General features: G+C 47.2%; 20 protein-coding genes, 3 rRNA genes, 1 pseudogene and 1 riboswitch. Of the genes and pseudogenes, 6 read left to right on the top strand and 18 right to left on the bottom strand.

What is annotated here, in order from left to right; all coding sequences use genetic code 11:
- Positions 1–231: 231 nt before the first annotated feature.
- The 12 genes from rrf to NSU00_RS07265 all read right to left on the bottom strand — a co-directional run bounded on the left by rrf (position 232) and on the right by NSU00_RS07265 (position 12,259).
- A 5S ribosomal RNA gene (rrf, locus tag NSU00_RS07320) occupies positions 232–347 on the bottom strand.
- A 372-nt stretch (positions 348–719) separates the two neighbouring features.
- A 23S ribosomal RNA gene (locus NSU00_RS07315) occupies positions 720–3,651 on the bottom strand.
- 319 nt (positions 3,652–3,970) lie between these two features.
- A 16S ribosomal RNA gene (locus NSU00_RS07310) occupies positions 3,971–5,524 on the bottom strand.
- The 16S, 23S and 5S rRNA genes sit together here, the layout of an rRNA operon.
- 379 nt (positions 5,525–5,903) lie before the next feature.
- The gene (locus NSU00_RS07305; RefSeq protein ID WP_340702612.1) at positions 5,904–6,560 is read right to left on the bottom strand and encodes an MOSC domain-containing protein; all 657 of its coding nucleotides are present in this window, start codon (positions 6,558–6,560) and stop codon (positions 5,904–5,906) included.
- Positions 6,561–6,677: 117 nt separating this feature from the next.
- On the bottom strand, positions 6,678–7,274 hold the full coding sequence (locus NSU00_RS07300; RefSeq protein ID WP_013859340.1) for a YkyB family protein: 597 nt from the start codon (positions 7,272–7,274) through the stop codon (positions 6,678–6,680).
- Between the two features lie 290 nt (positions 7,275–7,564).
- Positions 7,565–8,209: a thiamine phosphate synthase gene (gene thiE / locus NSU00_RS07295; protein ID WP_013859339.1), complete on the bottom strand. Its 645-nt coding sequence runs from the start codon at positions 8,207–8,209 to the stop codon at positions 7,565–7,567.
- The gene (thiD, locus tag NSU00_RS07290) at positions 8,206–9,012 is read right to left on the bottom strand and encodes a bifunctional hydroxymethylpyrimidine kinase/phosphomethylpyrimidine kinase (RefSeq protein WP_013859338.1); all 807 of its coding nucleotides are present in this window, start codon (positions 9,010–9,012) and stop codon (positions 8,206–8,208) included. The genes thiE and thiD overlap by 4 nt, the downstream gene beginning before the upstream one ends.
- A gap of 5 nt (positions 9,013–9,017) precedes the next feature.
- On the bottom strand, positions 9,018–9,830 hold the full coding sequence (thiM, locus tag NSU00_RS07285; protein WP_237349281.1) for a hydroxyethylthiazole kinase: 813 nt from the start codon (positions 9,828–9,830) through the stop codon (positions 9,018–9,020).
- 12 nt (positions 9,831–9,842) lie between these two features.
- Positions 9,843–10,604: a 3-oxoacyl-ACP reductase gene (locus NSU00_RS07280; protein WP_061566653.1), complete on the bottom strand. Its 762-nt coding sequence runs from the start codon at positions 10,602–10,604 to the stop codon at positions 9,843–9,845.
- Positions 10,605–10,670: 66 nt separating this feature from the next.
- A riboswitch (TPP riboswitch) is annotated at positions 10,671–10,782 on the bottom strand.
- A gap of 48 nt (positions 10,783–10,830) precedes the next feature.
- On the bottom strand, positions 10,831–11,256 hold the full coding sequence (locus NSU00_RS07275) for a GNAT family N-acetyltransferase (RefSeq protein ID WP_013859333.1): 426 nt from the start codon (positions 11,254–11,256) through the stop codon (positions 10,831–10,833).
- Positions 11,247–11,747 (bottom strand): GNAT family N-acetyltransferase, encoded by a 501-nt coding sequence (locus NSU00_RS07270; protein WP_340702611.1) that lies wholly within the window; start codon positions 11,745–11,747, stop codon positions 11,247–11,249. The genes NSU00_RS07275 and NSU00_RS07270 overlap by 10 nt, the downstream gene beginning before the upstream one ends.
- Entirely contained in the window at positions 11,747–12,259 is a 513-nt protein-coding gene (locus tag NSU00_RS07265) for a GNAT family N-acetyltransferase (protein ID WP_013859331.1), read from the bottom strand. Before NSU00_RS07265 ends, NSU00_RS07270 begins: the two co-directional genes overlap by 1 nt.
- Before the next feature lie 157 nt (positions 12,260–12,416).
- Between NSU00_RS07265 and NSU00_RS07260 the strand changes: the two genes are divergently transcribed.
- Together NSU00_RS07260 and NSU00_RS07255 are read left to right on the top strand one after the other, a co-directional pair.
- Positions 12,417–13,160 (top strand): type II toxin-antitoxin system SpoIISA family toxin, encoded by a 744-nt coding sequence (locus NSU00_RS07260; RefSeq protein ID WP_340702610.1) that lies wholly within the window; start codon positions 12,417–12,419, stop codon positions 13,158–13,160.
- Between the two features lie 20 nt (positions 13,161–13,180).
- Positions 13,181–13,360 carry a hypothetical protein gene (locus NSU00_RS07255; protein WP_029141588.1) on the top strand — a complete coding sequence of 60 codons (180 nt, stop codon included), beginning with the start codon at positions 13,181–13,183 and terminating at the stop codon, positions 13,358–13,360.
- A gap of 270 nt (positions 13,361–13,630) precedes the next feature.
- Here NSU00_RS07255 and NSU00_RS07250 read toward each other — a convergent pair whose 3' ends face one another.
- Both NSU00_RS07250 and NSU00_RS07245 read right to left on the bottom strand, forming a co-directional pair.
- Positions 13,631–13,921, bottom strand: a complete 291-nt coding sequence (locus NSU00_RS07250; RefSeq protein WP_014098333.1) for a hypothetical protein — start codon at positions 13,919–13,921, stop codon at positions 13,631–13,633.
- A gap of 111 nt (positions 13,922–14,032) precedes the next feature.
- Positions 14,033–14,263 (bottom strand): hypothetical protein, encoded by a 231-nt coding sequence (locus NSU00_RS07245; protein ID WP_035184928.1) that lies wholly within the window; start codon positions 14,261–14,263, stop codon positions 14,033–14,035.
- 437 nt (positions 14,264–14,700) lie between these two features.
- Between NSU00_RS07245 and NSU00_RS07240 the strand changes: the two genes are divergently transcribed.
- From NSU00_RS07240 to lepB, 3 genes are all read left to right on the top strand, one after another.
- Positions 14,701–15,528 carry a class I SAM-dependent methyltransferase gene (locus tag NSU00_RS07240; RefSeq protein WP_340702609.1) on the top strand — a complete coding sequence of 276 codons (828 nt, stop codon included), beginning with the start codon at positions 14,701–14,703 and terminating at the stop codon, positions 15,526–15,528.
- A gap of 592 nt (positions 15,529–16,120) precedes the next feature.
- Positions 16,121–17,206, top strand: coding sequence for an isocitrate/isopropylmalate dehydrogenase family protein (locus NSU00_RS07235; RefSeq protein ID WP_014098336.1), 1,086 nt, complete (start codon positions 16,121–16,123; stop codon positions 17,204–17,206).
- Between the two features lie 233 nt (positions 17,207–17,439).
- Complete coding sequence (lepB, locus tag NSU00_RS07230) at positions 17,440–17,967, top strand: signal peptidase I (RefSeq protein WP_340702608.1); 528 nt, start codon at positions 17,440–17,442, stop codon at positions 17,965–17,967.
- Positions 17,968–18,563: 596 nt separating this feature from the next.
- Here the strand turns inward: lepB and NSU00_RS07225 are convergent.
- The gene (locus NSU00_RS07225; RefSeq protein ID WP_061566842.1) at positions 18,564–19,655 is read right to left on the bottom strand and encodes an NAD(P)H-dependent flavin oxidoreductase; all 1,092 of its coding nucleotides are present in this window, start codon (positions 19,653–19,655) and stop codon (positions 18,564–18,566) included.
- Positions 19,656–19,734: 79 nt separating this feature from the next.
- On the bottom strand, positions 19,735–20,058 hold the full coding sequence (locus tag NSU00_RS07220; RefSeq protein ID WP_340702606.1) for a nuclear transport factor 2 family protein: 324 nt from the start codon (positions 20,056–20,058) through the stop codon (positions 19,735–19,737).
- 395 nt (positions 20,059–20,453) lie between these two features.
- Between NSU00_RS07220 and NSU00_RS07215 the strand changes: the two genes are divergently transcribed.
- Entirely contained in the window at positions 20,454–20,600 is a 147-nt protein-coding gene (locus NSU00_RS07215; RefSeq protein WP_013859324.1) for a hypothetical protein, read from the top strand.
- Between the two features lie 156 nt (positions 20,601–20,756).
- Here NSU00_RS07215 and NSU00_RS07210 read toward each other — a convergent pair whose 3' ends face one another.
- Both NSU00_RS07210 and NSU00_RS07205 read right to left on the bottom strand, forming a co-directional pair.
- Positions 20,757–20,876, bottom strand: a complete 120-nt coding sequence (locus tag NSU00_RS07210; protein ID WP_029141592.1) for a DUF4023 family protein — start codon at positions 20,874–20,876, stop codon at positions 20,757–20,759.
- A 147-nt stretch (positions 20,877–21,023) separates the two neighbouring features.
- Positions 21,024–21,398, bottom strand: a pseudogene (locus NSU00_RS07205) (VOC family protein).
- Positions 21,399–21,568: the final 170 nt, after the last annotated feature.

Here is a 21,568-nt window from a genome sequence, read left to right as displayed (position 1 = left end):
ATGCTTTTATTTTTGCTCTAAACCCTTGTAAGACAAGTAATGAGAATGAATTTTAGTGTTTCAAGTTTTAGACGATAATCTATAAAGCCCAAACCTGTTTCTAATTAAAGCGGGTTTGGGAAACTTGATTACTATTTTTTGTAAAGTTCCCCTACCGCACACTTCATTTTTGTTTAACAAGACGATGAATCATAATAAAAAGCCGCAGATTATAATCTGCGGCTTACTTTGGCCCGGCAACGTCCTACTCTCGCAGGGGGAAACCCCCAACTACCATCGGCGCTGGAAAGCTTAACTTCCGAGTTCGGGATGTATTCGGGTGTGGCCTTTCCGCCATCATCACCGGACCTGTATAATTTTGGGATGTGTTCCCTGAAAACCGGATGGGAGAAAAAACTGTAAACGGAGAATAGCTTTGGTTTCTAACTTTGAAAATTGTCTAGCTCCAGCGCCTATCGGCTAGCGTATTTCTGCGCTTTCTCCCTACGATAAGCGGGCATCGACTCGCCTTTAGGGGCTCGCCGTGTTTCCTTTATCTCAGTCGAAAGCTCCGAAATCCGTACGCCGATGACCAAGGCGCTTCCGCTTTTCTATTGTCCAGCTCCGGTGCCTAGCCCCTCGAGGTCGAATAACCTGCCCGTCACGGAGCCAAAAGACGGCTCCATGCCGGTCAGAACATTCGCTTGTCGGGGCTAAACAAGGCACCTTCGCTTTTCTATTTGGTTAAGTCCTCGATCGATTAGTATCCGTCAGCTGCACGCGTCACCGCGCTTCCACCCCGGACCTATCAACCTGATCATCTTTCAGGGATCTTACCAGTTAAACTGTGGGAAATCTCATCTTGAGGGGGGCTTCATGCTTAGATGCTTTCAGCACTTATCCCTTCCGCACATAGCTACCCAGCGATGCCTTTGGCAAGACAACTGGTACACCAGCGGTGCGTCCATCCCGGTCCTCTCGTACTAAGGACAGCTCCTCTCAAATTTCCTGCGCCCGCGACGGATAGGGACCGAACTGTCTCACGACGTTCTGAACCCAGCTCGCGTACCGCTTTAATGGGCGAACAGCCCAACCCTTGGGACCGACTACAGCCCCAGGATGCGATGAGCCGACATCGAGGTGCCAAACCTCCCCGTCGATGTGGACTCTTGGGGGAGATCAGCCTGTTATCCCCAGGGTAGCTTTTATCCGTTGAGCGATGGCCCTTCCATGCGGAACCACCGGATCACTAAGCCCGACTTTCGTCCCTGCCCGACTTGTAAGTCTCGCAGTCAAGCTCCCTTATGCCTTTACACTCTGCGAATGATTTCCAACCATTCTGAGGGAACCTTTGGGCGCCTCCGTTACCTTTTAGGAGGCGACCGCCCCAGTCAAACTGCCTGCCTGACACTGTCTCCCACCCCGGTAAGGGGTGCGGGTTAGAATTTCAATACAGCCAGGGTAGTATCCCACCGATGCCTCCGCCGAAGCTGGCGCTCCGGTTTCCAAGGCTCCTACCTATCCTGTACAAGCTGTACCAAAATTCAATATCAGGCTGCAGTAAAGCTCCATGGGGTCTTTCCGTCCTGTCGCGGGTAACCTGCATCTTCACAGGTACTATAATTTCACCGAGTCTCTCGTTGAGACAGTGCCCAGATCGTTACACCTTTCGTGCGGGTCAGAACTTACCTGACAAGGAATTTCGCTACCTTAGGACCGTTATAGTTACGGCCGCCGTTTACTGGGGCTTCAGTTCAGAGCTTCGCCTTGCGGCTAACCCCTCTCCTTAACCTTCCAGCACCGGGCAGGTGTCAGCCCCTATACTTCGCCTTGCGGCTTCGCAGAGACCTGTGTTTTTGCTAAACAGTCGCCTGGGCCTATTCACTGCGGCTTCCCGGGGCATACACCCCAAAAAGCACCCCTTCTCCCGAAGTTACGGGGTCATTTTGCCGAGTTCCTTAACGAGAGTTCTCTCGCTCACCTTAGGATTCTCTCCTCGCCTACCTGTGTCGGTTTGCGGTACGGGCGCCTTTCACCTCACTAGAGGCTTTTCTTGGCAGTGTGGAATCAGGAACTTCGGTACTTTAATTTCCCTCGCCATCACAGCTCCGCCTTGGCGCGAAGGATTTGCCTCCGCACCGGCCTAACTGCTTGGACGCGATCAACCAGTGTCGCGCTTGCCCTATCCTCCTGCGTCCCCCCATCGTTCAAACGGTGAAGAGGCGGTACAGGAATATCAACCTGTTGTCCATCGCCTACGCCTTTCGGCCTCGGCTTAGGCCCCGACTAACCCTGAGCGGACGAGCCTTCCTCAGGAAACCTTAGGCATTCGGTGGAAGGGATTCTCACCCTTCTTTCGCTACTCATACCGGCATTCTCACTTCTAAGCGCTCCACCGGTCCTTCCGGTCCGGCTTCAACGCCCTTAGAACGCTCTCCTACCACGGACACCAAACGGTGTCCATCCGCAGCTTCGGTGATACGTTTAGCCCCGGTACATTTTCGGCGCAGCGTCACTCGACCAGTGAGCTATTACGCACTCTTTGAATGATGGCTGCTTCTAAGCCAACATCCTGGTTGTCTAAGCAACGCCACATCCTTTTCCACTTAACGTATACTTTGGGACCTTAGCTGGCGGTCTGGGCTGTTTCCCTTTCGACCATGGATCTTATCACTCACAGTCTGACTCCCAAGCATAAGTTTTTGGCATTCGGAGTTTGTCTGAATTCGGTAACCCGATGAGGGCCCCTCGTCCAAACAGTGCTCTACCTCCAAAACTCTCCGCTTGAGGCTAGCCCTAAAGCTATTTCGGAGAGAACCAGCTATCTCCAAGTTCGATTGGAATTTCTCCGCTACCCACACCTCATCCCCGCACTTTTCAACGTGCGTGGGTTCGGGCCTCCAGCAAGTGTTACCTTGCCTTCACCCTGGACATGGGTAGATCACCTGGTTTCGGGTCTGCGGCCTCATACTCTTTCGCCCTGTTCAGACTCGCTTTCGCTGCGGCTCCGCTTCTTCAGCTTAACCTTGCATGAGACCGTAACTCGCCGGTTCATTCTACAAAAGGCACGCCATCACCCGTTAACGGGCTCTGACTACTTGTAGGCACACGGTTTCAGGATCTCTTTCACTCCCCTCCCGGGGTGCTTTTCACCTTTCCCTCACGGTACTGGTTCACTATCGGTCACTAGGGAGTATTTAGCCTTGGGAGATGGTCCTCCCGGATTCCGGCGGGATTCCTCGTGTCCCGCCGTACTCAGGATCCACTCGGGAGAGAACGAAGTTTCAGTTACAGGGCTTTTACCTTCTCCGGCAGGCCTTTCCAGGCCGCTTCACTTACCCCGTTCTTTTGTAACTCCCATATGAGTGTCCTACAACCCCGGAAGGCAAGCCTTCCGGTTTGGGCTGTTTCCTGTTCGCTCGCCGCTACTTGGGAAATCGCAATTGCTTTCTCTTCCTCCGGGTACTGAGATGTTTCAGTTCCCCGGGTGTGCCCTTCCTGCCCTATGGATTCAGGCAGGAATCCTGTCCGATTAAAGACAGGGGGTTTCCCCATTCGGAAATCTCCGGATCAAAGCTTACGTACAGCTCCCCGGAGCATATCGGTGTTTGTACCGTCCTTCATCGGCTCCTAGTGCCAAGGCATCCGCCGTGCGCCCTTTCTAACTTAACCATAAAAGGTTTAAATCCAAAAATAAGCGATTCTCGGTTTACTTGGTTTATTTCTCCTATCCGGTTTTCAAAGAACACATACTGAAGGATTGGACCTTCAAAACTGAACAAAACGGAAACGCCAAACTTAATTTCGGAAAACCGAAGGTTTTCCTTTTATGTCTAGCTCCGGGCGCTATCGGCTAGCGTATTTCTACGTCTTCTCCCTACGATAAGCGGGCATCGATTCGCCTTTAAGGCTCATCGTGTTTCCTTTATCTCAGTCGAAGACTTCGAAATCCGTACGCCGATGAACGAGCGCCCTACGCTTTTCCCCTTAGAAAGGAGGTGATCCAGCCGCACCTTCCGATACGGCTACCTTGTTACGACTTCACCCCAATCATCTGTCCCACCTTCGGCGGCTGGCTCCGTAAAGGTTACCTCACCGACTTCGGGTGTTACAAACTCTCGTGGTGTGACGGGCGGTGTGTACAAGGCCCGGGAACGTATTCACCGCGGCATGCTGATCCGCGATTACTAGCGATTCCGGCTTCATGCAGGCGGGTTGCAGCCTGCAATCCGAACTGGGAATGGTTTTCTGGGATTGGCTTAACCTCGCGGTCTCGCAGCCCTTTGTACCATCCATTGTAGCACGTGTGTAGCCCAGGTCATAAGGGGCATGATGATTTGACGTCATCCCCACCTTCCTCCGGTTTGTCACCGGCAGTCACCTTAGAGTGCCCAACTCAATGCTGGCAACTAAGGTCAAGGGTTGCGCTCGTTGCGGGACTTAACCCAACATCTCACGACACGAGCTGACGACAACCATGCACCACCTGTCACTCTGTCCCCCGAAGGGGAAGGCCCTGTCTCCAGGGAGGTCAGAGGATGTCAAGACCTGGTAAGGTTCTTCGCGTTGCTTCGAATTAAACCACATGCTCCACCGCTTGTGCGGGCCCCCGTCAATTCCTTTGAGTTTCAGCCTTGCGGCCGTACTCCCCAGGCGGAGTGCTTAATGCGTTAGCTGCAGCACTAAAGGGCGGAAACCCTCTAACACTTAGCACTCATCGTTTACGGCGTGGACTACCAGGGTATCTAATCCTGTTTGCTCCCCACGCTTTCGCGCCTCAGCGTCAGTTACAGACCAGAGAGCCGCCTTCGCCACTGGTGTTCCTCCACATCTCTACGCATTTCACCGCTACACGTGGAATTCCACTCTCCTCTTCTGCACTCAAGCCTCCCAGTTTCCAATGACCGCTTGCGGTTGAGCCGCAAGATTTCACATCAGACTTAAGAAGCCGCCTGCGCGCGCTTTACGCCCAATAATTCCGGACAACGCTTGCCACCTACGTATTACCGCGGCTGCTGGCACGTAGTTAGCCGTGGCTTTCTGGCCGGGTACCGTCAAGGCGCCGCCCTGTTCGAACGGCACTTGTTCTTCCCCGGCAACAGAGTTTTACGACCCGAAGGCCTTCTTCACTCACGCGGCGTTGCTCCGTCAGACTTTCGTCCATTGCGGAAGATTCCCTACTGCTGCCTCCCGTAGGAGTTTGGGCCGTGTCTCAGTCCCAATGTGGCCGATCACCCTCTCAGGTCGGCTACGCATCGTTGCCTTGGTGGGCCATTACCCCGCCAACTAGCTAATGCGCCGCGGGCCCATCTGTAAGTGGCAGCCGAAGCCGCCTTTCCTTTTTCCTCCATGCGGAGGAAAAAACTATCCGGTATTAGCCCCGGTTTCCCGGCGTTATCCCAGTCTTACAGGCAGGTTGCCCACGTGTTACTCACCCGTCCGCCGCTAACCTTTTAAAAGCAAGCTTTTAAAAGGTCCGCACGACTTGCATGTATTAGGCACGCCGCCAGCGTTCGTCCTGAGCCAGGATCAAACTCTCAGTAAAGATGTTTGATAAAAGCTCAAAAAGAATTTGACATTTCGTTTTGTCCAGTTTTCAAGGAACAATCTTTGCTGTTCTTAACAGCGACTTAATTATTATATCAAAATATCAATTCGCTGTCAACATCTTTTTTTAACCCCGTTGTTTATCCACCTAACGGGTCAGCTCATTTATCATAACATTTATCCGTAACTTAAGTCAATAAGATAGAGCAAGGTAATGTTTTCCATCTTTTTTTAAGATCCCTGCTCCTTAATATAATGAAGAAACAGGGATCTATGCTACAAGTTAAGATGGCGGAACAGCATTGAGCTTCCTCTGTTACATACGTACAGGTCGTTTTCAGGGAACCGCAGTACTCCTGTCACAGCAGCCGTTTCTTTTATCCATTCCCTTTTTTCAGCCATAATTTCCGGAATGGTTTTTGCCAGTCACTGGCAAGCACCTTTACACTTAAAATTTCTTCTATCGCATCAAAATTTGTTCTATCATGGTATCTGATGTTATTGATATGCAGGATGGAAAGCTGTTTTTCCCCTTTTTCAAGCAGGTTAAAGCTGTCATTTTTCCGGACAAAGCCTTCTTCAAGCACACGCATATAGAAGCCGAACCAGCCGGTTTCCACAATGTCAGCAGGAAAACTGTCCAATCCGTGTTTCGCAGCAATTTTATAGCAAGGCTCCCGCGGCTGTGATACCTGCACAACCGCTTCCCCCATTTGAAAAACATCGCCGATATGGATATCTGCTTCCGAACATCCCGAGAGCGTAATATTTTCGCCAAATGCCCCCGGCTCAAAAGTCCGGTTAAATTTCTTCCCCCATACTGGAAAATGATCAGCGGCATACACGCAGACTGCTTTATCCGCTCCGCCATGATGCACAAGGTCCGCCTGCTTGTCCCCTTCAAAATTATCTTTTGCCAGATATACCGGGCCCTCCTGCGGTGTTTTAAAAATGCCGCTCTGCACCACTTTTTGTTTATAGGCAAGCGCCTTTGGTTTGCCTGTATTTACCGAAACAACAACACCGTCTGCCATCATGCCTGCTCCTTTCCCAAATTGCTATCTAAATTTTACCATCATTTGCGTAAACTTTGAAAAACATTTTAAGAAAATCCCGCATGTCTCCCGTTTGACTTTCCGGATTCGCTGTTTTCAATCCTTTTGCAAAAAGGTTTCTAAAAGTTTTACCGCTTCATTATATTTTAGCGTAACTTTTCTTGTTGCCGCTGCCGGAATAATAGCAATTTCGCCCAGGTGCTTCAAACATTTCGTCTGGCCTTGTTCTGCCGGTAAATGAAAGGTGTAGTCTTCCAGCTGAATGAGCAGCAATTTCTTTCCATTCTGAGTATGATAGCCGATCATTTCAGCCTTATTTTCATCAAGCAACTTGCGGAGGACAGCATCTTTTAATGCATACAGTTTTAATTGCCGTGTTTTTGCTCTGTTGACCACACCATAATTCCTGTCAAAATAGTTTATCTTTTTTGTATCCCTGCTTTTTTTAGCTGACTTGTTGATAATATATAGAGATTCAGCGATGTTATGAATCGTCATTTCGAGTTTGGATATGTCCGTTTGTCTTTGTTTCACGACCTGTGTTTCGTTTATATCGTACAAAGGATATTTTTTTCCGCGATAGCCGATTTTCATCGCTTTGGGTTCCCCGACAGGCTTCCGTTTTAATGCTTTCAGCTGTGTTTTTGTTTTCAGATTTTCCGGTACATCCTCCCATTTTCTGTAATTTTCCACTGCCTCTCCCCCTTATTCGCATAAACCATTCTCTGCGCCTTGCCAGCACAAAAAACAACAAATGATGAGAGGTTATCTGGTTTTAACAGCCCTCACCTTCCCTTCCACCGGAATGTTTGTTTGTATTTTATCACAAGAACAAACGTTTTATCAACCAAGATATTGAAAAATTCTCGCAAAAAATTCACCGCCATTCAGCCTGCTTGGCACCAAAAAAGCCAGGCTCCTACACCCGGCTTATCTTGATTCCATTTTTAAACTGTCAAAAGGCGCAGGGCTTTACGCCTTCATTATAAAGCGAGCTCCCTTTTCAACAGGACAGCTGCCGCTTCTGCATCTTCCGCGCCTGCGATCGCAGAAATGACGGAAACGCCGTCTGCGCCCGCTTCTATGACGCTTTTTGCATTGCCCGGCCCTATGCCGCCAATTCCGACAATTGGAATCCGGATGCCATTTTGGCGGATTTCGCGAATGACGGTTGTCCCTTTCGCCGCTTTCGCATCTTCTTTCGATTTCGTCGGAAAAATGGGGCCAACGCCAAGATAATCCGCGCCTCCGTTTGCTGCCTGCCTGGCTTCCTCCAACGTATAGGCCGAGACGCCGATGATCTTATCCCCCAACTTTTCTCGTACGGATGCCAGCGGTTCATCTTCCTGCCCGACATGCACACCATCAGCATCCAGTTCCAACGCAAGTGCAATATCATCATTTACAAGAAAAGGAATCCCGTTTTTTTGGCATATCCACTTCAATTTTTCACCAAGCGCTTTCTTTTCTTCGCCTTTTCGTGCACCGTTCCCTTTTTCACGGAATTGAAAAAGGGTGACGCCGCCCCTGATGGCCTTTTCCAGCACTTGTTCCGGCGGCAGCGTGCAGTTCGGGCTACCCATAATAAAATACAGTTTCAATGCGCCACGCAAATATTCGGCTGTCATCCGTTTTTCATTCTCCTTTTTTGGTACGCCCAATGGTTTGTCGGCCCGTGCCCGTGTCCAATTTGAATGCCGTCTTCGATCGCGGCGGAAATGAATGCTTTTGCTGTCGACACTGCAGCAAATATATCCGCGCCTTTTGCCAATTCCGCCGTAATCGCCGAAGAAAACGTACAGCCGGTGCCGTGCGTATTTTTTGTTGCGTACCTTTTCGCTGTATATTCGTAAAAATTCACCCCGTCAAAAAGCAAGTCGCTCGAAACCGGGGAAGATGCGTTATGGCCGCCTTTAATAAGGACATACCGGGGGCCGCAATCCGCAATGATGCGTGCCGCTTCCTTCCGATCCCCGGCATTTCGGATGGGCATTCCTGCCAGTTCCTCTGCTTCCGGAAGATTCGGCGTCACAATGAAGGCGAGCGGAAGCAGCTTGCTTTTTAAGGCTTGAACCGCTTCCTTTTGCAAAAGGGTTTCCCCGCCTTTTGCAATGATCACCGGGTCCACAACGAGTTTTTCCCAGCGGTAGGTTTTGATTTTTTCCGCGGCCACTTCGATGATGCCGGAATCAAACAACATGCCGGTTTTTAGCGCATCCGTCCCCATATCTCCGGCAATGGACTCCAATTGGCGGGAGACGGCTTCGGGTCCGAGCGGAAATACCCCCTGGACGCCGCGTGTATTTTGCGCTGTCACCGCGGTAATCACGGACATGCCGTATACTTCCAATTCCTGAAATGTTTTCAAGTCCGCCTGGATGCCGGCACCGCCCCCGGAATCAGAACCGGCAATCGTGAGTGCTTTTTTCATGATGTTCACCCTTCTTTCTTTTCAAAAGAGGCATATTTTTGGATTTCTTCAGCCCCTATTTCTGCCAGCTGGTCTAAAAATGCCATTTGAAAACTGCCCGGCAAATCCCCGCCTGTTTTTTCTCTTGCGATTTCCGCAGCAGCGCCGTAAATCGCAAGCGCCGAAACGGATGCCTGAACCGGATCTTCCTCAACAGCGAGAAAGGCGCCGCAAACTGCGGACAAAAGGCAGCCTGTCCCGGTGACTTTTGTTAAAAGCGGGTGGCCGTTATGTACGAGATAGAGTTCGGAACCGTTTGACACCGCATCCGTCTTGCCACTTACCACGACCGTAGTATGAAGCGTTTTTGCCGCTTTTAAAGCGAGTTCGCCCGTATCCAGGCTGGTATCTCCTGCATCGACGCCTTTAACTTTGGCATCTATTCCGACCAGATTGGCGATTTCTCCGGCATTTCCCCTGATGGATGTGAAGCGGATTTCTTTCAGCAATTTTTTTGCCGTTTCTGTCCGGTAACGGGTTGAACCGGCAGCTACCGGATCAAGGACGACCGGAACGCCATTTTCATTTGCAGACTTTCCCGCCAAAATCATGGCTTCGACGGCTTTTTCATTCAAAGTGCCGATATTTAATACGACCGCATTTGCCGCTTTCGCCATATCGGCAACTTCTTCCACCGCATCGGCCATTACCGGAGATGCGCCAAGTGCCAGCAGCCCGTTTGCTGTGAAATTAGCCACCACAATATTCGTGATATTATGGATAAGCGGATTGGCTTCCCTGATTTTTTCAAGCAGTTCAATTGGTTTTTCCTTTTCCATTTTCATTCCCTCCTAATCCATTACAAGTCCGCCGTCAACGACGAGGTTTTGCCCGGTTACCGCCCTGGCCCATGGCGATGCAAAAAACAACACGGCATCCGCAACGTCTTCCGGTTCTGTCACCCTTTGCAGCGGGGTTGTTGCCTGAATCAATTGAAAAACCTCTTCAGATGTGGCCGCACTTGCATCCGTCGTTTTCAGAAGGCCGCCGGATACCATATTAACGGTAATGCCATATTGCCCCAGATCTTTCGCCATGCTCCGGGTGAAGCCGAGGAGCGCAGCCTTGCTCGTATTGTAATCATGGTAGGCGACAACCGGATTTTGAAACAGGTTTGTGCCAATATTGATCACCCTGCCGAAATGCAGCCGTTTCATTCCCGCAAGGCCGGCCTGGATGGTATTTAATGCGCCGCGAACCGCACCTTCCATCTGCAGGCTGTATTCCTCCCACGAAATCCGGGAAGCATCGTGCCGGGATTCCGGATCAAAGCGGAAATGCACAAGGGCATTATTTACAATCGTCGTGACAGGCCTGGAAAAATAAGCTTCGGCCTGCCGGAACATCTTTCTTACCTGGACCGGATCCCTTACATCCGCCTTCAGGGCAACCGCTTTTTCGCCTAAAATATGCTGAAGGTCCTTTGCCTTCCCCTCACTCTCAAAATAGTTGATGACAACGCCCGCCCCCTCTCTTGCAAAAGCTTTTACAAGCGCCTTGCCCAACCCCCTGCTTCCGCCGGTGACGGCAACCACCTGCTCATCGAGTTTCATTTGTCCCACCCCTTTCCATGCAAAAAAGCCAGGCCCGAAAAGACCTGACTTTATCAGCAAGAAATTTTTTACAAATTCCTACTTTCCTACGCCGGTATGATCCGGATCAGGTCCAAAGGGTTGAAAAACGCCGGTTTTTCTCTCAGCCCGCCAGATCCGGGCACCCCTAGTAGTTTGAAAGATTATTTTTTAGCTATTATATCCCTTTCCAACGAAGATGTAAAGTTTACAATCTTTTTAAAAAAACATAACTGACTTTATCATAATCCATTTTTTCTTCATAAAACCGGTGTGCGTCTTTTCTCTGCAGGCCGGATGACAGGGATACAATGCCGTATCCGTTTTCGCCGGCCTGTTTTTCCACATGCGCCAAAAGCCTGGCGCCGTACCCTTTTGATCTGTGCGCTTCATCCGTCACCAGGTCGCATACCCAAATAAACCGCCCGTTGTACAAGGTAATCATCGGCATATAGCCGGTTACCGCCACAATGTTTCCGTCATCTATTACTGCGGCCATCTTGTAATCCGATTTTTCTGCCGCCTCTTCCACCAGCTGGAGATAGTGTTCTTCGTCCAAATGTTTACGCAGCTGTTTCATCACCGGAAACGCTGCTTTCCACTCTTCCCGGTTTGCAAGTTCTTTTATTTCCATCTGTATATCCCTTCTTTGCCTAAATGGTAATGCATAATAATCAATTCGCCTTTTTTTCCAAACATCCTGCCCCCTTCATCCACAAACCCGGCTTGTCTGTACAAATTTTGGGCAGCAACATTTTCCGTATTCACCCCAAGAACCATCTGCTCTATTTCCGGAAAATGGGTACGGACAAAATGGGGCAGCTGTTTTAAACATTGCCTGGCGTATCCTTTTCCCTGCTGGTGGAAATCGGTTGAAAACGTCCGCAGCAATATGGCATGCGGATGACTTGTATATGGCCTGGCGCCATTTTTTTCATGAAGCACAAAAAAGTTTGTGATCATGTTATGGCGGACTGCAACAACAGGGTGCCGTTCCGGATCATCTTTTGCAAGGGCAATGGCTTCATCCGGATGGCCGGTGAAACGGAGCTGATCATCCGTTATTGTATAGTTGTCCAATTGCTGCTTGAAATCATCATTGTAAAAGACCAGTTCCAATTCCATTACCCCTTGCATGTCGTTTCTACCAAATCGAGGGATAACCGTACCATATCCCGGCAGCGAATCCCGTTTTCATATATCGTTTCAGCATAATGCCTGACGAAAAAGCCTCTGTCCACCCCGGAGATCCGGAAACCGCATTTTTGATACAAGGCCAGCTGGCTGATGCTGGAATTGCCGGTGCCTACTTCGATCGTTTTAAATCCTCTTTTTCCTGCCCTCCGGATGGCATCCAGCACAAGCCGTTTTCCAAAGCCTTTCCCTTGATGTTCTTTTGCAACCGCCACATTCGCCAATTCCACGATTCCCGGCCTCGCCGGTAGCAGGATGTAAACGCCGATCACCTTTTCTTCAATTTCCGCCACATAGCATTCTCCGCGGTTGGCATAAGCCATCACCATTTCGCGTGACGGGTCGGCAAGGAGCAGTAAATCCATCGGAAGTTTTTCCTTGCCGCCCAGCCGCCGGATGTTTAACGCATTTTTTGCTTCCAAAACTGCCAGCTCCCCATCCATATTTTGTTAAATTCTAACATATCTTTCTTTATCAGTCTATGATCCTAGGAACATTTCATCAATTCTGCCTTTTATGCAGGAATGCAAACAAAAGTTCCCCTTTTTATGATAAAATAATGGCAGACAGTACTTTTCGGGAATATAGGGAGGCGGAGATTTGGAAACGCTGTTTTTTAAAACTTTTGTTTGGCTTTGTTTTGCCGGTCTCGTGATCTATACTTACCTGTATGGAAAAAATGAAGAAAAGATAGATGCAAAAGTTTTTCTGATCCGGAAAATCTGGTATTTGGTTTATTTATTCGGTGCGCTGGTTTACTGGACGATCCATCCGGCGAGCATTTTCATGAATTTTAAAAACTATGCCATCACCGCGCTTATTTTTGCAGCAATCGACGGTTTTATTTTTTTAAATATGTATTTCCGCAAAGCCGGAAAATATGAATTGGAAAGATTTACGAAAACCGTTTCTGCAAATGAGTCTCTGATCCAGGACAATCTGTTAATGGCTAAAAATATGCTCGACATCTTGAATGATGAGGGCATCGTAGGGTATTATGGTAGTAAAGAAGGATATCTGTTAGGTTTAAAAGAAGTACTGTCATCTTATGCGGAAAAAGCGGATATGAGCGTTAATATTTTGCCGTTTACAACACCGTTAGAGAAAGATCAGGCATTGTATCGTTACAAAAATCCCGGTTCCGTCCGCGCAAAATTGGACAGGCTGGAGACGGTGTATCATGTCGATGGAAACGATGCGCTCCATCCGATTTATCTTTTTCATGATGCATTGTATCTATTAAAAATATCCGGTTCCAGAGCCATTACAGAAATGGATTGTATCCTGTTTGTCATCATGGCCCATGTTTATGATTTTGCGGCTCCGCCGGACGACATGGATTGAAAAACAAGGCGGTGACAAAAATGAAAAAAAACAGCGCGCTCCTGGCACAGAGAAATGAAACCGGAAATATCCGGAGAACTTTCAGAAGAAAATCAAGAGTCCGTGTTCCTTCGGTTGGCACAAGCCCGACGACTTTAAAAATCATGAAAGAAAACGAACAGATCCTGAAAAAGTACGGCAAAAAATCTTCAGGGCAATAACAAACCGGTTATTGCCCTTCATATTTTTTCGCAGCTTTGCATACACTATTGCAGATAATCAGCTGAGGTGATCATGTGAAAAAGTTCCATAAAGAAACAAGCGTTTACTCTCCGCCCCCTTCCGCTTCCCCAATGGAAAAAAACAGAAAAAAACAGACAGCGGAACTCCTCAGCTTTATGGATAAGCTGAAAAATAAGCGGGCAACATGAAATCAGATTAGCACCCGCAGATTTTTTGTTCTTGCAAATGGGATATGTAACATACCTCTCTTACGGCATTGAGCGGACAGTAAGGGTAATGAGAACCGTCAAAACCGCTAAACCGCAAAGCAGGACAGCGGAACCGAGTGCAAGCCGGCTGAAGACCATCACCATTTTTTCTCCGGAACTCAACTTTTTTAAGATCATATATAAAAGCAATCCTGACAAAAAGGCTATTCCCCAGCCCACCATACCGGGAATCGTTGCAAGTTTTTGCCATTTGGCAAGCCATATATACAAAATAGTAGCATCAGCAGCCAGTAAAAATACAGTCAGCACCAATAAGCATTTTTTTAACATCCAGTTGCCCCCTCATCTCCAGCGCTTTTTTATGTCAACTTGGCGATGTACTCCCCATTCGGCTCAAAACAACCGCAGGACGCCATCTTTTCGCGTTTTTCATCATCTTTCTTAATGCGTTGTGATCATGATGACACCCATCACAATACAGAATGCTGAAAGGTACATCAACCAGGTTGACAGGATGGGGACACCCGATAATACATCGAATATTTCAATCAGCACAAATACCTTTTGGGTTTTCGGGGAAAATTTCCGGTAGGCTTTCCATTCTTTTTTAAACTGCAAAATGCCAAACGGAAGAAGAATCACACCGATAACCACAAAAATCACGCCAGCCATTTTCAAAAAAATCATCCCCTGTCTGCAAGCGATACATCTAATATTAACTATTGTGGGCACACATGCAAAATTCCTTCTTGTAAATTGAATATTTTCATTTGTAGCAAAATGATAATCTCCAATATGGCAAAGCAGAGAAGCCGGACATTGATAACCGGATCAAAAGCAGGCAAACCGGTGTTAAGGCTTTTTTCAGTAATACGAAAATAACAATCCCACCAGCGCCACGGTTAAAACCAGGGCATTTATTTTCCTCGGGTATTACAACCATTTTATCACGCGGGATCTGCTCTTGGAAACGAATTCATGTGCCGGGCAGCAACCGCAATCCGGAAAAATAAAATTTTACAATCCTCATTTCCTTTTGATGTATGATATATTTTATTTAAACCCATATTATTTTTACTTTTCAGCAAAATAGAGAAGGAGAATCCGTAATGAAGCCAGCAGACAATTGGAATGCCGAATTGTATGATACCAAACACAAATTTGTATCGGAATACGGAAACACCCTGATCGGGCTGCTCTCTCCGCAACCCAGCGAAAACATTCTCGACCTCGGCTGCGGAACCGGCGATTTATCTTATAAAATCGGGGAAAGCGGCGCACATATTGTTGGCATCGATCAGTCGGAAAATATGATCCGGCAGGCTTCAAGCAAATATCCAGACATCGCTTTTGATGTACAGAATGCGGCAAAACTGCCCTATACGAACCAATTTGATGCTGTTTTTTCAAATGCTGTCCTCCATTGGATCAAGGAACCGGGCGCCGCATTGGAAGGTGTGTTCCGGAGCCTGAAACAAGGCGGCCGATTTGTCGCAGAATTTGGCGGCAAAGGTAATGTAGAATTGATCACGTCTTCGCTCATCCAGCAAATCACAGAAACCGGGTTCGAGTTCTCTCCGGAACAGTTTCCCTGGTACTATCCCAGCATTGGCGAGTATACCGCTTTGATGGAAAAAGCCGGATTTTATGTTACGTTCGCTATGCATTTTGACCGGCCGACACCGTTGGAGAGAGAAGACGGCCTGAAAAACTGGATCCGAATGTTTTGTACGCAGTTGCTGGAAGGCATCCCGGAACAGGAAACAGAAATGATCATTGCGAATACAGAAAAACAACTGAAAGGCAGTTTGTGGAAAAACGGGCACTGGATCGCAGACTATAAACGCATCCGGGTGATTGGAATCAAACCATCTGCACTTACATGGGGAGGAAAGATGAGCAAGTACCATGAATCGCAAAAGCCGGAAGATCAATAACAGATGGTCGAAAATAGAGACAAAATTATTCTCGCCTATTGAGGATTACGTCAAAATACAAAGCGGCGGATTATGGTACAAAAAAACTTTCAATTAGGCGGCGCGCCCAAAGGGATTACTGGGTGGGTATCCGGCTTGGCTTTATCATCATCCCTGCAATAATTTCTATTATCAACGCCATTTTTCAAAATGAAGAAGGAACCGGATCAGAAATGGATCCGGTTGGGTTTGTCCAAAATGCCAGACGTTTATTTTGTTTAATCCAAAAGGTTTCCAAATAACCCCTGCTGGCAGATTGCAGTCTCCGGTTGATCTCTTCCTTCCCCTTTTCTCACGCCCGGCCTCTGGCCATGAGAAATCAGGGCATTTTTCCGCCGGAAGTGGGACTGCTTGATCTTTGGCAACAATATTTTAAACCTTTATCTGATTTTTATAAAATGCTAAAATAATAGAAAAGGGACAAAGTAATTTTAGAAATTCAGCCCCGATGATCCATTGAACACTTCCCCAATACGGCTGTCCTTCCTGTAAGTCAAGATGATCACCAGGCACCCCCTTCGATTTTTTAAAACAGTTGAGAGGAGTTTGAAAGATGACAACGTATAAATTAGGTGTATTATATGGCGACGGGATCGGGCCTGAGATTGTAAGCGCTACTGTTAAAGTGTTGAAAGCTGCAGCTTCAAAAGCAGCAAACGGAACCGAATTTGTTTTCATAGAGCTTCCAATGGGCTGGGAAGGAATTAAAAAATACAATGATCCTATGCCGGACGTGACAAAACAAGGGCTGAAAGAAACCGATGGCTGGTTGATGGGGCCGCATGATTCCTCCGCATATCCGGATGAACACCGTTTATTCAAAAGAAATCCAAGCGGCGAGTTACGGCATTGCTTTGATTTATTTGCCAATATTCGCCCAAGTCGGACTTTTCCCGGGACAAAAAGTGTCGCCGGGTTTAGCGACCTGATAATTTTACGCGAAAACTCCGAAGGCTTTTTATCCGATCGGAATATGTACATCGGTACCGGAGAGTGTATGGTTACACCGGATGTAGCACTTGTAACCGGCGTTTTTACCAGAAAATCAATTGAAAGAATTGCCCATGAAGCATTTAAGCTGGCTATGTCCCGGAGAAAGAAGGTCACGATTGTCCACAAAGCCAATGTCATTAGATTGGCATTCGGGTTATTCCGCGATATTTGCTATGAAACCGGCAAAAAATATTATCCTGAAGTCAAAGTGGAAGATGTCCTTATTGATGCAATGGCAGCACGCCTCGTGCGCAGGGCCGGTGACTTTGATGTCATTGTGACAGAAAACTTATTCGGTGATATCTTGTCGGACCTGGCCGGTGAATTGGCGGGAAGCTTGGGATTATCCCCTTCCTTAAACACAAACGGGAAACAGGCAATGGCCCAGGCGGCACACGGTTCAGCACCGGACATTGCCGGACAGGATCTTGCAAATCCAACAAGCATGCTGCTGTCAGCTGTCATGCTGTTGCAATGGTTAAGTGCACATCACCGCGATCCCCGCCTGAATGAAATTGCGAAAAAAATGGAAGATGCATGTTTGGGTACCATTGCAGATGGGACCGTTACCCATGATTTGGGGGGCTCTGCTTCCACAACAGCTTTTACAGATGCTGTGATCAAAAAAATTTACCAGCTCTCATGATTTGTGCGAATTGCCTAAAGACTGTTGAACGGGCATTTTTACAGCTTTCCGAGATCCCGCGGACGGCGGATGATTCCGCAATTTCCCGCCGCCTTGAATGGCACAAATCGCTCCTGTGCCCCATCTCTTATGTTTATAACATGGAAATGTTGCATATTATTAAACAATATAAAGGATTTCCTGTCTTTCTGGAAGAATAGAATACGATGAAGATATGCATGGGAGCTGGTCAAATGAGCAAAGGGATAAAAACCTTGTTAAAATCATTCATATTTGCCATTCTGCTTGTTGCGGTCATCAGGGGATTTTTCATTGCCCCTTATATGGTTGAAGGGGAATCAATGGAGCCGACACTTCATAACCACGATAAAATTCTCGTTTATAAAGTCCATTCTGCTGCCGATTACCAAAGAGGCGATATCATCATCATCAAGGGAGAAACGGAAAACTATGTAAAGCGGATTATCGGCCTTCCCGGAGATACCATTCTAGTCAAAAATGACCATCTCTACATTAATGGGAAGTTGCACAAAGAGCCTTACCTTGCAAAAAACCTGAAAGCAGCACGTAAAAAAGGCAGCAAGTTGACGAATAACTTCGGGCCTCTCACCGTACCAAGAAATAAATATTTCGTAATGGGCGATAACCGGATGTACAGCGAAGACAGCAGAAACGGGCTCGGCCTTATTCCGAAGAAAGAACTGGCGGGAAAAACCGAAGCGGTATTTTACCCGCTCTCGCAAATCCGGGAAGTCCGTTAACTATTCTTGCGGGCAGAGCCGGTATCTATTAATAAAAAGCAGGGGGGGAATTTCCTTGAAACACGCTTTAGTGGCAGGCAGAACCGGCATGCTTCCCGCTTTACATCAATGAATTTCAAATTTCTTCCCCTAATGCTTTTAAAATATTGCTCCAATCAACAAGAAAATAATGCTTGCTAATAAGAAAGCTGAAGGAACACCTATTAAGCCTCTATTTAGATATAACTTAAATCCATCATACTTTGTATTAAACGATAATCTGGGGATATAATACGAAATCAAGATAATCACTGATACCACAATAAAGATAGCTGTAATACTGTCCATCGTTTTCATCACCTCTTCATAAGATTATCGTGCCCATTAATTTCCATTTTTTCTATCCTGAAAAATTGCACCGGCTGATTTTCATTCGTCTGCTGGTGCCGCGTTCACTGCGGCATGGGTGTCTAAATCCAAATAGTTTGCCACTCTTTATATTTGCACTCAGAAGAGCAAATATGGCTCCTAATATGGTTTCTGCTACAGTCCAGGCAATGACTGGACTTAACGCTACAGGTGGTGCCTTGATACCTCGTTTCATTGCCGGTAAAAATCTATAGGGATTGAGGCATTTTGCCCATGATTTCTTCAGCTTCTTTTATGACATGGTCAATCAATGCTTTTGCCGTTTGATGTTTTGCGAGCCGCGGGCTTTGGCCGGACCAAAGTGACATAAACTCACGGTTGTTCTGCTTTCCGGCAGCCTTTCTGATATCCTGTGTGAGCGCATTTTGCACGGGATAATCCGGAAAAAGCGCTTCATGCGGCTTCATTTCCGAGATAAACGCATTTTTTACGCCTCTTGCCCATTTTCCGGAAAATGACCGGGTGAGGACAAGCTCATCTTCTTTCGCATGGAGAACGGCTTCCTTATGGGCCTGATGTGCGCCGCTTTCCTTACAGGCCAGGAAGGCGGTTCCCATTTGCACGCCTTTCGCCCCCAAGCAAAGCGCTGCTGCAAGCCCCCTGCCATCCATCACGCCGCCTGCCGCAATGACGGGAATCCGGACATTGTCGGCAACCTGGGGAACCAGTGACATCAGGCCAATCATGCTTTCCTCATGGTCTTTCAAAAAGTTTCCCCGGTGGCCCCCCGCTTCACTGCCTTGCGCAACCACCATGTCCATCCCGGCCTGCTCCACTTCAACCGCTTCATCGACGGTTGTTGCCGTTCCAATAAGGAGGATCCCGTTTTGTTTCAGCCTTTCGATCACTTTCCCGGAAGGTATTCCAAAAGTGAATGAACAAACAGGCACTTTCTCTTCGATGGCCACTTGCACCTGTGCCAAAAATTGATCTTGTACGCTATATAAATCAGGAACTTCTATTTCCGCTTTTGCCTCTATTTTTAACTGTTTGCGGACCCGATTTAAAATGTCATTTGCGGCTGTTATTTTTTCATTTGCCGCTTCAAACCCGCCGGGAACAAAAAAATTGATGCCAAAAGGGTTTCCGGTTAACTGTTTGATTTCCCGGATTTGTTCTTTTGTTTGAGCAGCGGTTAAGTACCCCGCCCCGATCATGCCCAGCCCGCCGGCGTTTGACACCGCAGCCACCAACTCTGGTGTTGTGATGCCCCCTGCCATCGGAGCCTGAATCAACGGGTACCGTGTTTTCAGCCGTTTGGCCAAATCGTTTTTCAACATCCAAATTCCTCCCTTTTGCCTTTCCCCCATTGTAACAGGTTTCCATATTGTTTTAAACGTTTTCAAAATAACGAAAACATTATTTGGAGGAGGCAACCGTTCCTTGGTGAAAAACCATTTTCCAGCTCCTGTCCGTATATTTCCAAATGGAACTGCGCAAGGTTTGCTGCTTTCTTGTTCGGTCGTCCACCCTGCAGGTTGCAAGGACCACGCCATCAGCCAATGGATGCATTTCAAAATCTGTAAGCGCCATCTCCCTCACCCCAATGCCGCCCGGTCCGGTATATTTCCGTTTATGCCAGATGTTTCCCGATGAGCCGAATTCAAAAAAAGATTCCGCCAGCAATGCGCCCAATTTTGCCGGATCCGAACGTGTCGAAGGTTCAAGCAGCGATTTTTCCAATTGGAGGATATGTTCTTTAAGTGAGAAGATTTTGCATCCTTTCTTCTTTAAGATTTGTTTACTATGCTACATAAAGCGAACGAAATTTTGCCATTCTGTTGCCTGTCCAAATGAATGATGTGATTTTTATTAGTTTTAAAGCAGAGCTTTTCAAAATATGGGCAGAAAAAAACTTTTCCGTATCAATATGTTGTATTTACGTTGTTTTTCTGTTATAATTTTATAAGTGTAAAGCCCGAGTCCCGCAAAAAATTCCTGCGCACGACGGATAACATGAAACTGCCCGCTGCAATATTTTTACTACTAACTGCATCTTCAACTACTAACAAACTTTCCGAACGAAGCATATGTTTTAAAAAAAGAACAATGGGTAAACAAAGAAGAGGTGATAACATATGAGAAACAGAATTTTCAACTTCATTATTGACGGACGATTGATTACGGTAAAAGGAAAGTCCGTTAAAGAAGCAAAGCGCCATGCACAACAAATTGCGCGAAGTATGAAAGCGGAAGAAAACATGGGCAACCAGTCAGCCATCTGATTGGCTGCCTTTTCCATTTTTCCGGGTAAACAGGCATCTCAGCGGTAAAGAAATGTTTAGTTTTTTATAACATTATTATGTAAACTAGTTCCCGTTTTTTGGAGCGTGGCTGTCCCGTTCTTTTGAAAAATGGCGTGTATTCCACACGCCATTTTTTTAGTGCCGGTTTGTCGGCAGCTTTTCACTCGGGCTTCCGTTCCCCTGCCGTTTTTTATTTTGTTCCTGCTTCTTTTGCTGTTCATTCAGCTTCTGCACATATTCATTCGTGTTGTCCATGTTTATACCTCCTTCCGTCCTTGTTACTTTAACCAAGACCCGGGCAGGCATGCACGCATTTTGGATTTCCAGACGGATTTGCTTTCATGATTGCGCAATTTTACAGTGATATTGCCAATTTCTCATTTCACCATTTTGCACGTTTTTTTACTTGCTCTTCCATTCTAAAAATTCGAGCCGGTTTCCGAATGGATCAGTTGCGTAAATACGCGCTGCTCCTGGAAGCTTGCCGTCTTCTGCCCACTTAACTTGATAGCGGGCAAACCTGTCTTTCAAGCTTTCGAGATTTCTGACTTCAAATGCAGGATGCGCTTTTTTGGCGGGTAAAAAAGGTTCTTCAATGCCGATATGGATTTGTATTTTTCCGTTTTGAAACCAGCAGCCGCCGCGTTTTTTCAATTCTGCCGGTTTTCAAACTTCCGTAAATCCGAGGATTTCCGCGTAAAACTTTTTGGCTGTCTGTTCACTGCCACGTGGAGCAGCAAGCTGGACATGGTCGATTGCGATAAAATGAAATGCCACCCTCATCCCTCCTCCCCTTAATCTTACATTCCTTCTTTTATCATTATAAATAATGGCTTTTTCATCTTAATTGATATGTTTTACTTATGAGTTAGCACGCCCCGGCATGCTTTTTTCATGAGCCTGCCAGAAAAAAAGCACACGGGGGGGTAACCCGCCGTGCGCTTTGT

Source organism: Weizmannia sp. FSL W8-0401, assembly GCF_038009125.1.
In the GTDB taxonomy this organism is placed as follows: domain Bacteria; phylum Bacillota; class Bacilli; order Bacillales; family Bacillaceae_C; genus Weizmannia; species Weizmannia coagulans.
The sequence above is the reverse complement of the archived record's forward strand: the minus strand, read 5'-3'. Positions and strand labels throughout refer to the sequence as shown.

Coding starts and splice junctions, on each gene's coding strand:
- NSU00_RS07235 (WP_014098336.1), top strand. CDS start 16,121: ATGACAACGTATAAATTAGGTGTATTATATGGCGACGGGATCGGGCCT.
- NSU00_RS07255 (WP_029141588.1), top strand. CDS start 13,181: ATGAAAAAAAACAGCGCGCTCCTGGCACAGAGAAATGAAACCGGAAAT.
- NSU00_RS07270 (WP_340702611.1), bottom strand. CDS start 11,747: ATGGAATTGGAACTGGTCTTTTACAATGATGATTTCAAGCAGCAATTG.
- lepB (WP_340702608.1), top strand. CDS start 17,440: ATGAGCAAAGGGATAAAAACCTTGTTAAAATCATTCATATTTGCCATT.
- NSU00_RS07245 (WP_035184928.1), bottom strand. CDS start 14,263: ATGGCTGGCGTGATTTTTGTGGTTATCGGTGTGATTCTTCTTCCGTTT.
- NSU00_RS07240 (WP_340702609.1), top strand. CDS start 14,701: ATGAAGCCAGCAGACAATTGGAATGCCGAATTGTATGATACCAAACAC.
- NSU00_RS07215 (WP_013859324.1), top strand. CDS start 20,454: ATGAGAAACAGAATTTTCAACTTCATTATTGACGGACGATTGATTACG.
- NSU00_RS07225 (WP_061566842.1), bottom strand. CDS start 19,655: ATGTTGAAAAACGATTTGGCCAAACGGCTGAAAACACGGTACCCGTTG.
- NSU00_RS07305 (WP_340702612.1), bottom strand. CDS start 6,560: ATGGCAGACGGTGTTGTTGTTTCGGTAAATACAGGCAAACCAAAGGCG.
- NSU00_RS07210 (WP_029141592.1), bottom strand. CDS start 20,876: ATGGACAACACGAATGAATATGTGCAGAAGCTGAATGAACAGCAAAAG.
- thiD (WP_013859338.1), bottom strand. CDS start 9,012: ATGAAAAAAGCACTCACGATTGCCGGTTCTGATTCCGGGGGCGGTGCC.
- thiE (WP_013859339.1), bottom strand. CDS start 8,209: ATGACAGCCGAATATTTGCGTGGCGCATTGAAACTGTATTTTATTATG.
- NSU00_RS07250 (WP_014098333.1), bottom strand. CDS start 13,921: ATGTTAAAAAAATGCTTATTGGTGCTGACTGTATTTTTACTGGCTGCT.
- NSU00_RS07275 (WP_013859333.1), bottom strand. CDS start 11,256: ATGGAAATAAAAGAACTTGCAAACCGGGAAGAGTGGAAAGCAGCGTTT.
- NSU00_RS07265 (WP_013859331.1), bottom strand. CDS start 12,259: ATGGATGGGGAGCTGGCAGTTTTGGAAGCAAAAAATGCGTTAAACATC.
- NSU00_RS07280 (WP_061566653.1), bottom strand. CDS start 10,604: ATGAAACTCGATGAGCAGGTGGTTGCCGTCACCGGCGGAAGCAGGGGG.
- thiM (WP_237349281.1), bottom strand. CDS start 9,830: ATGGAAAAGGAAAAACCAATTGAACTGCTTGAAAAAATCAGGGAAGCC.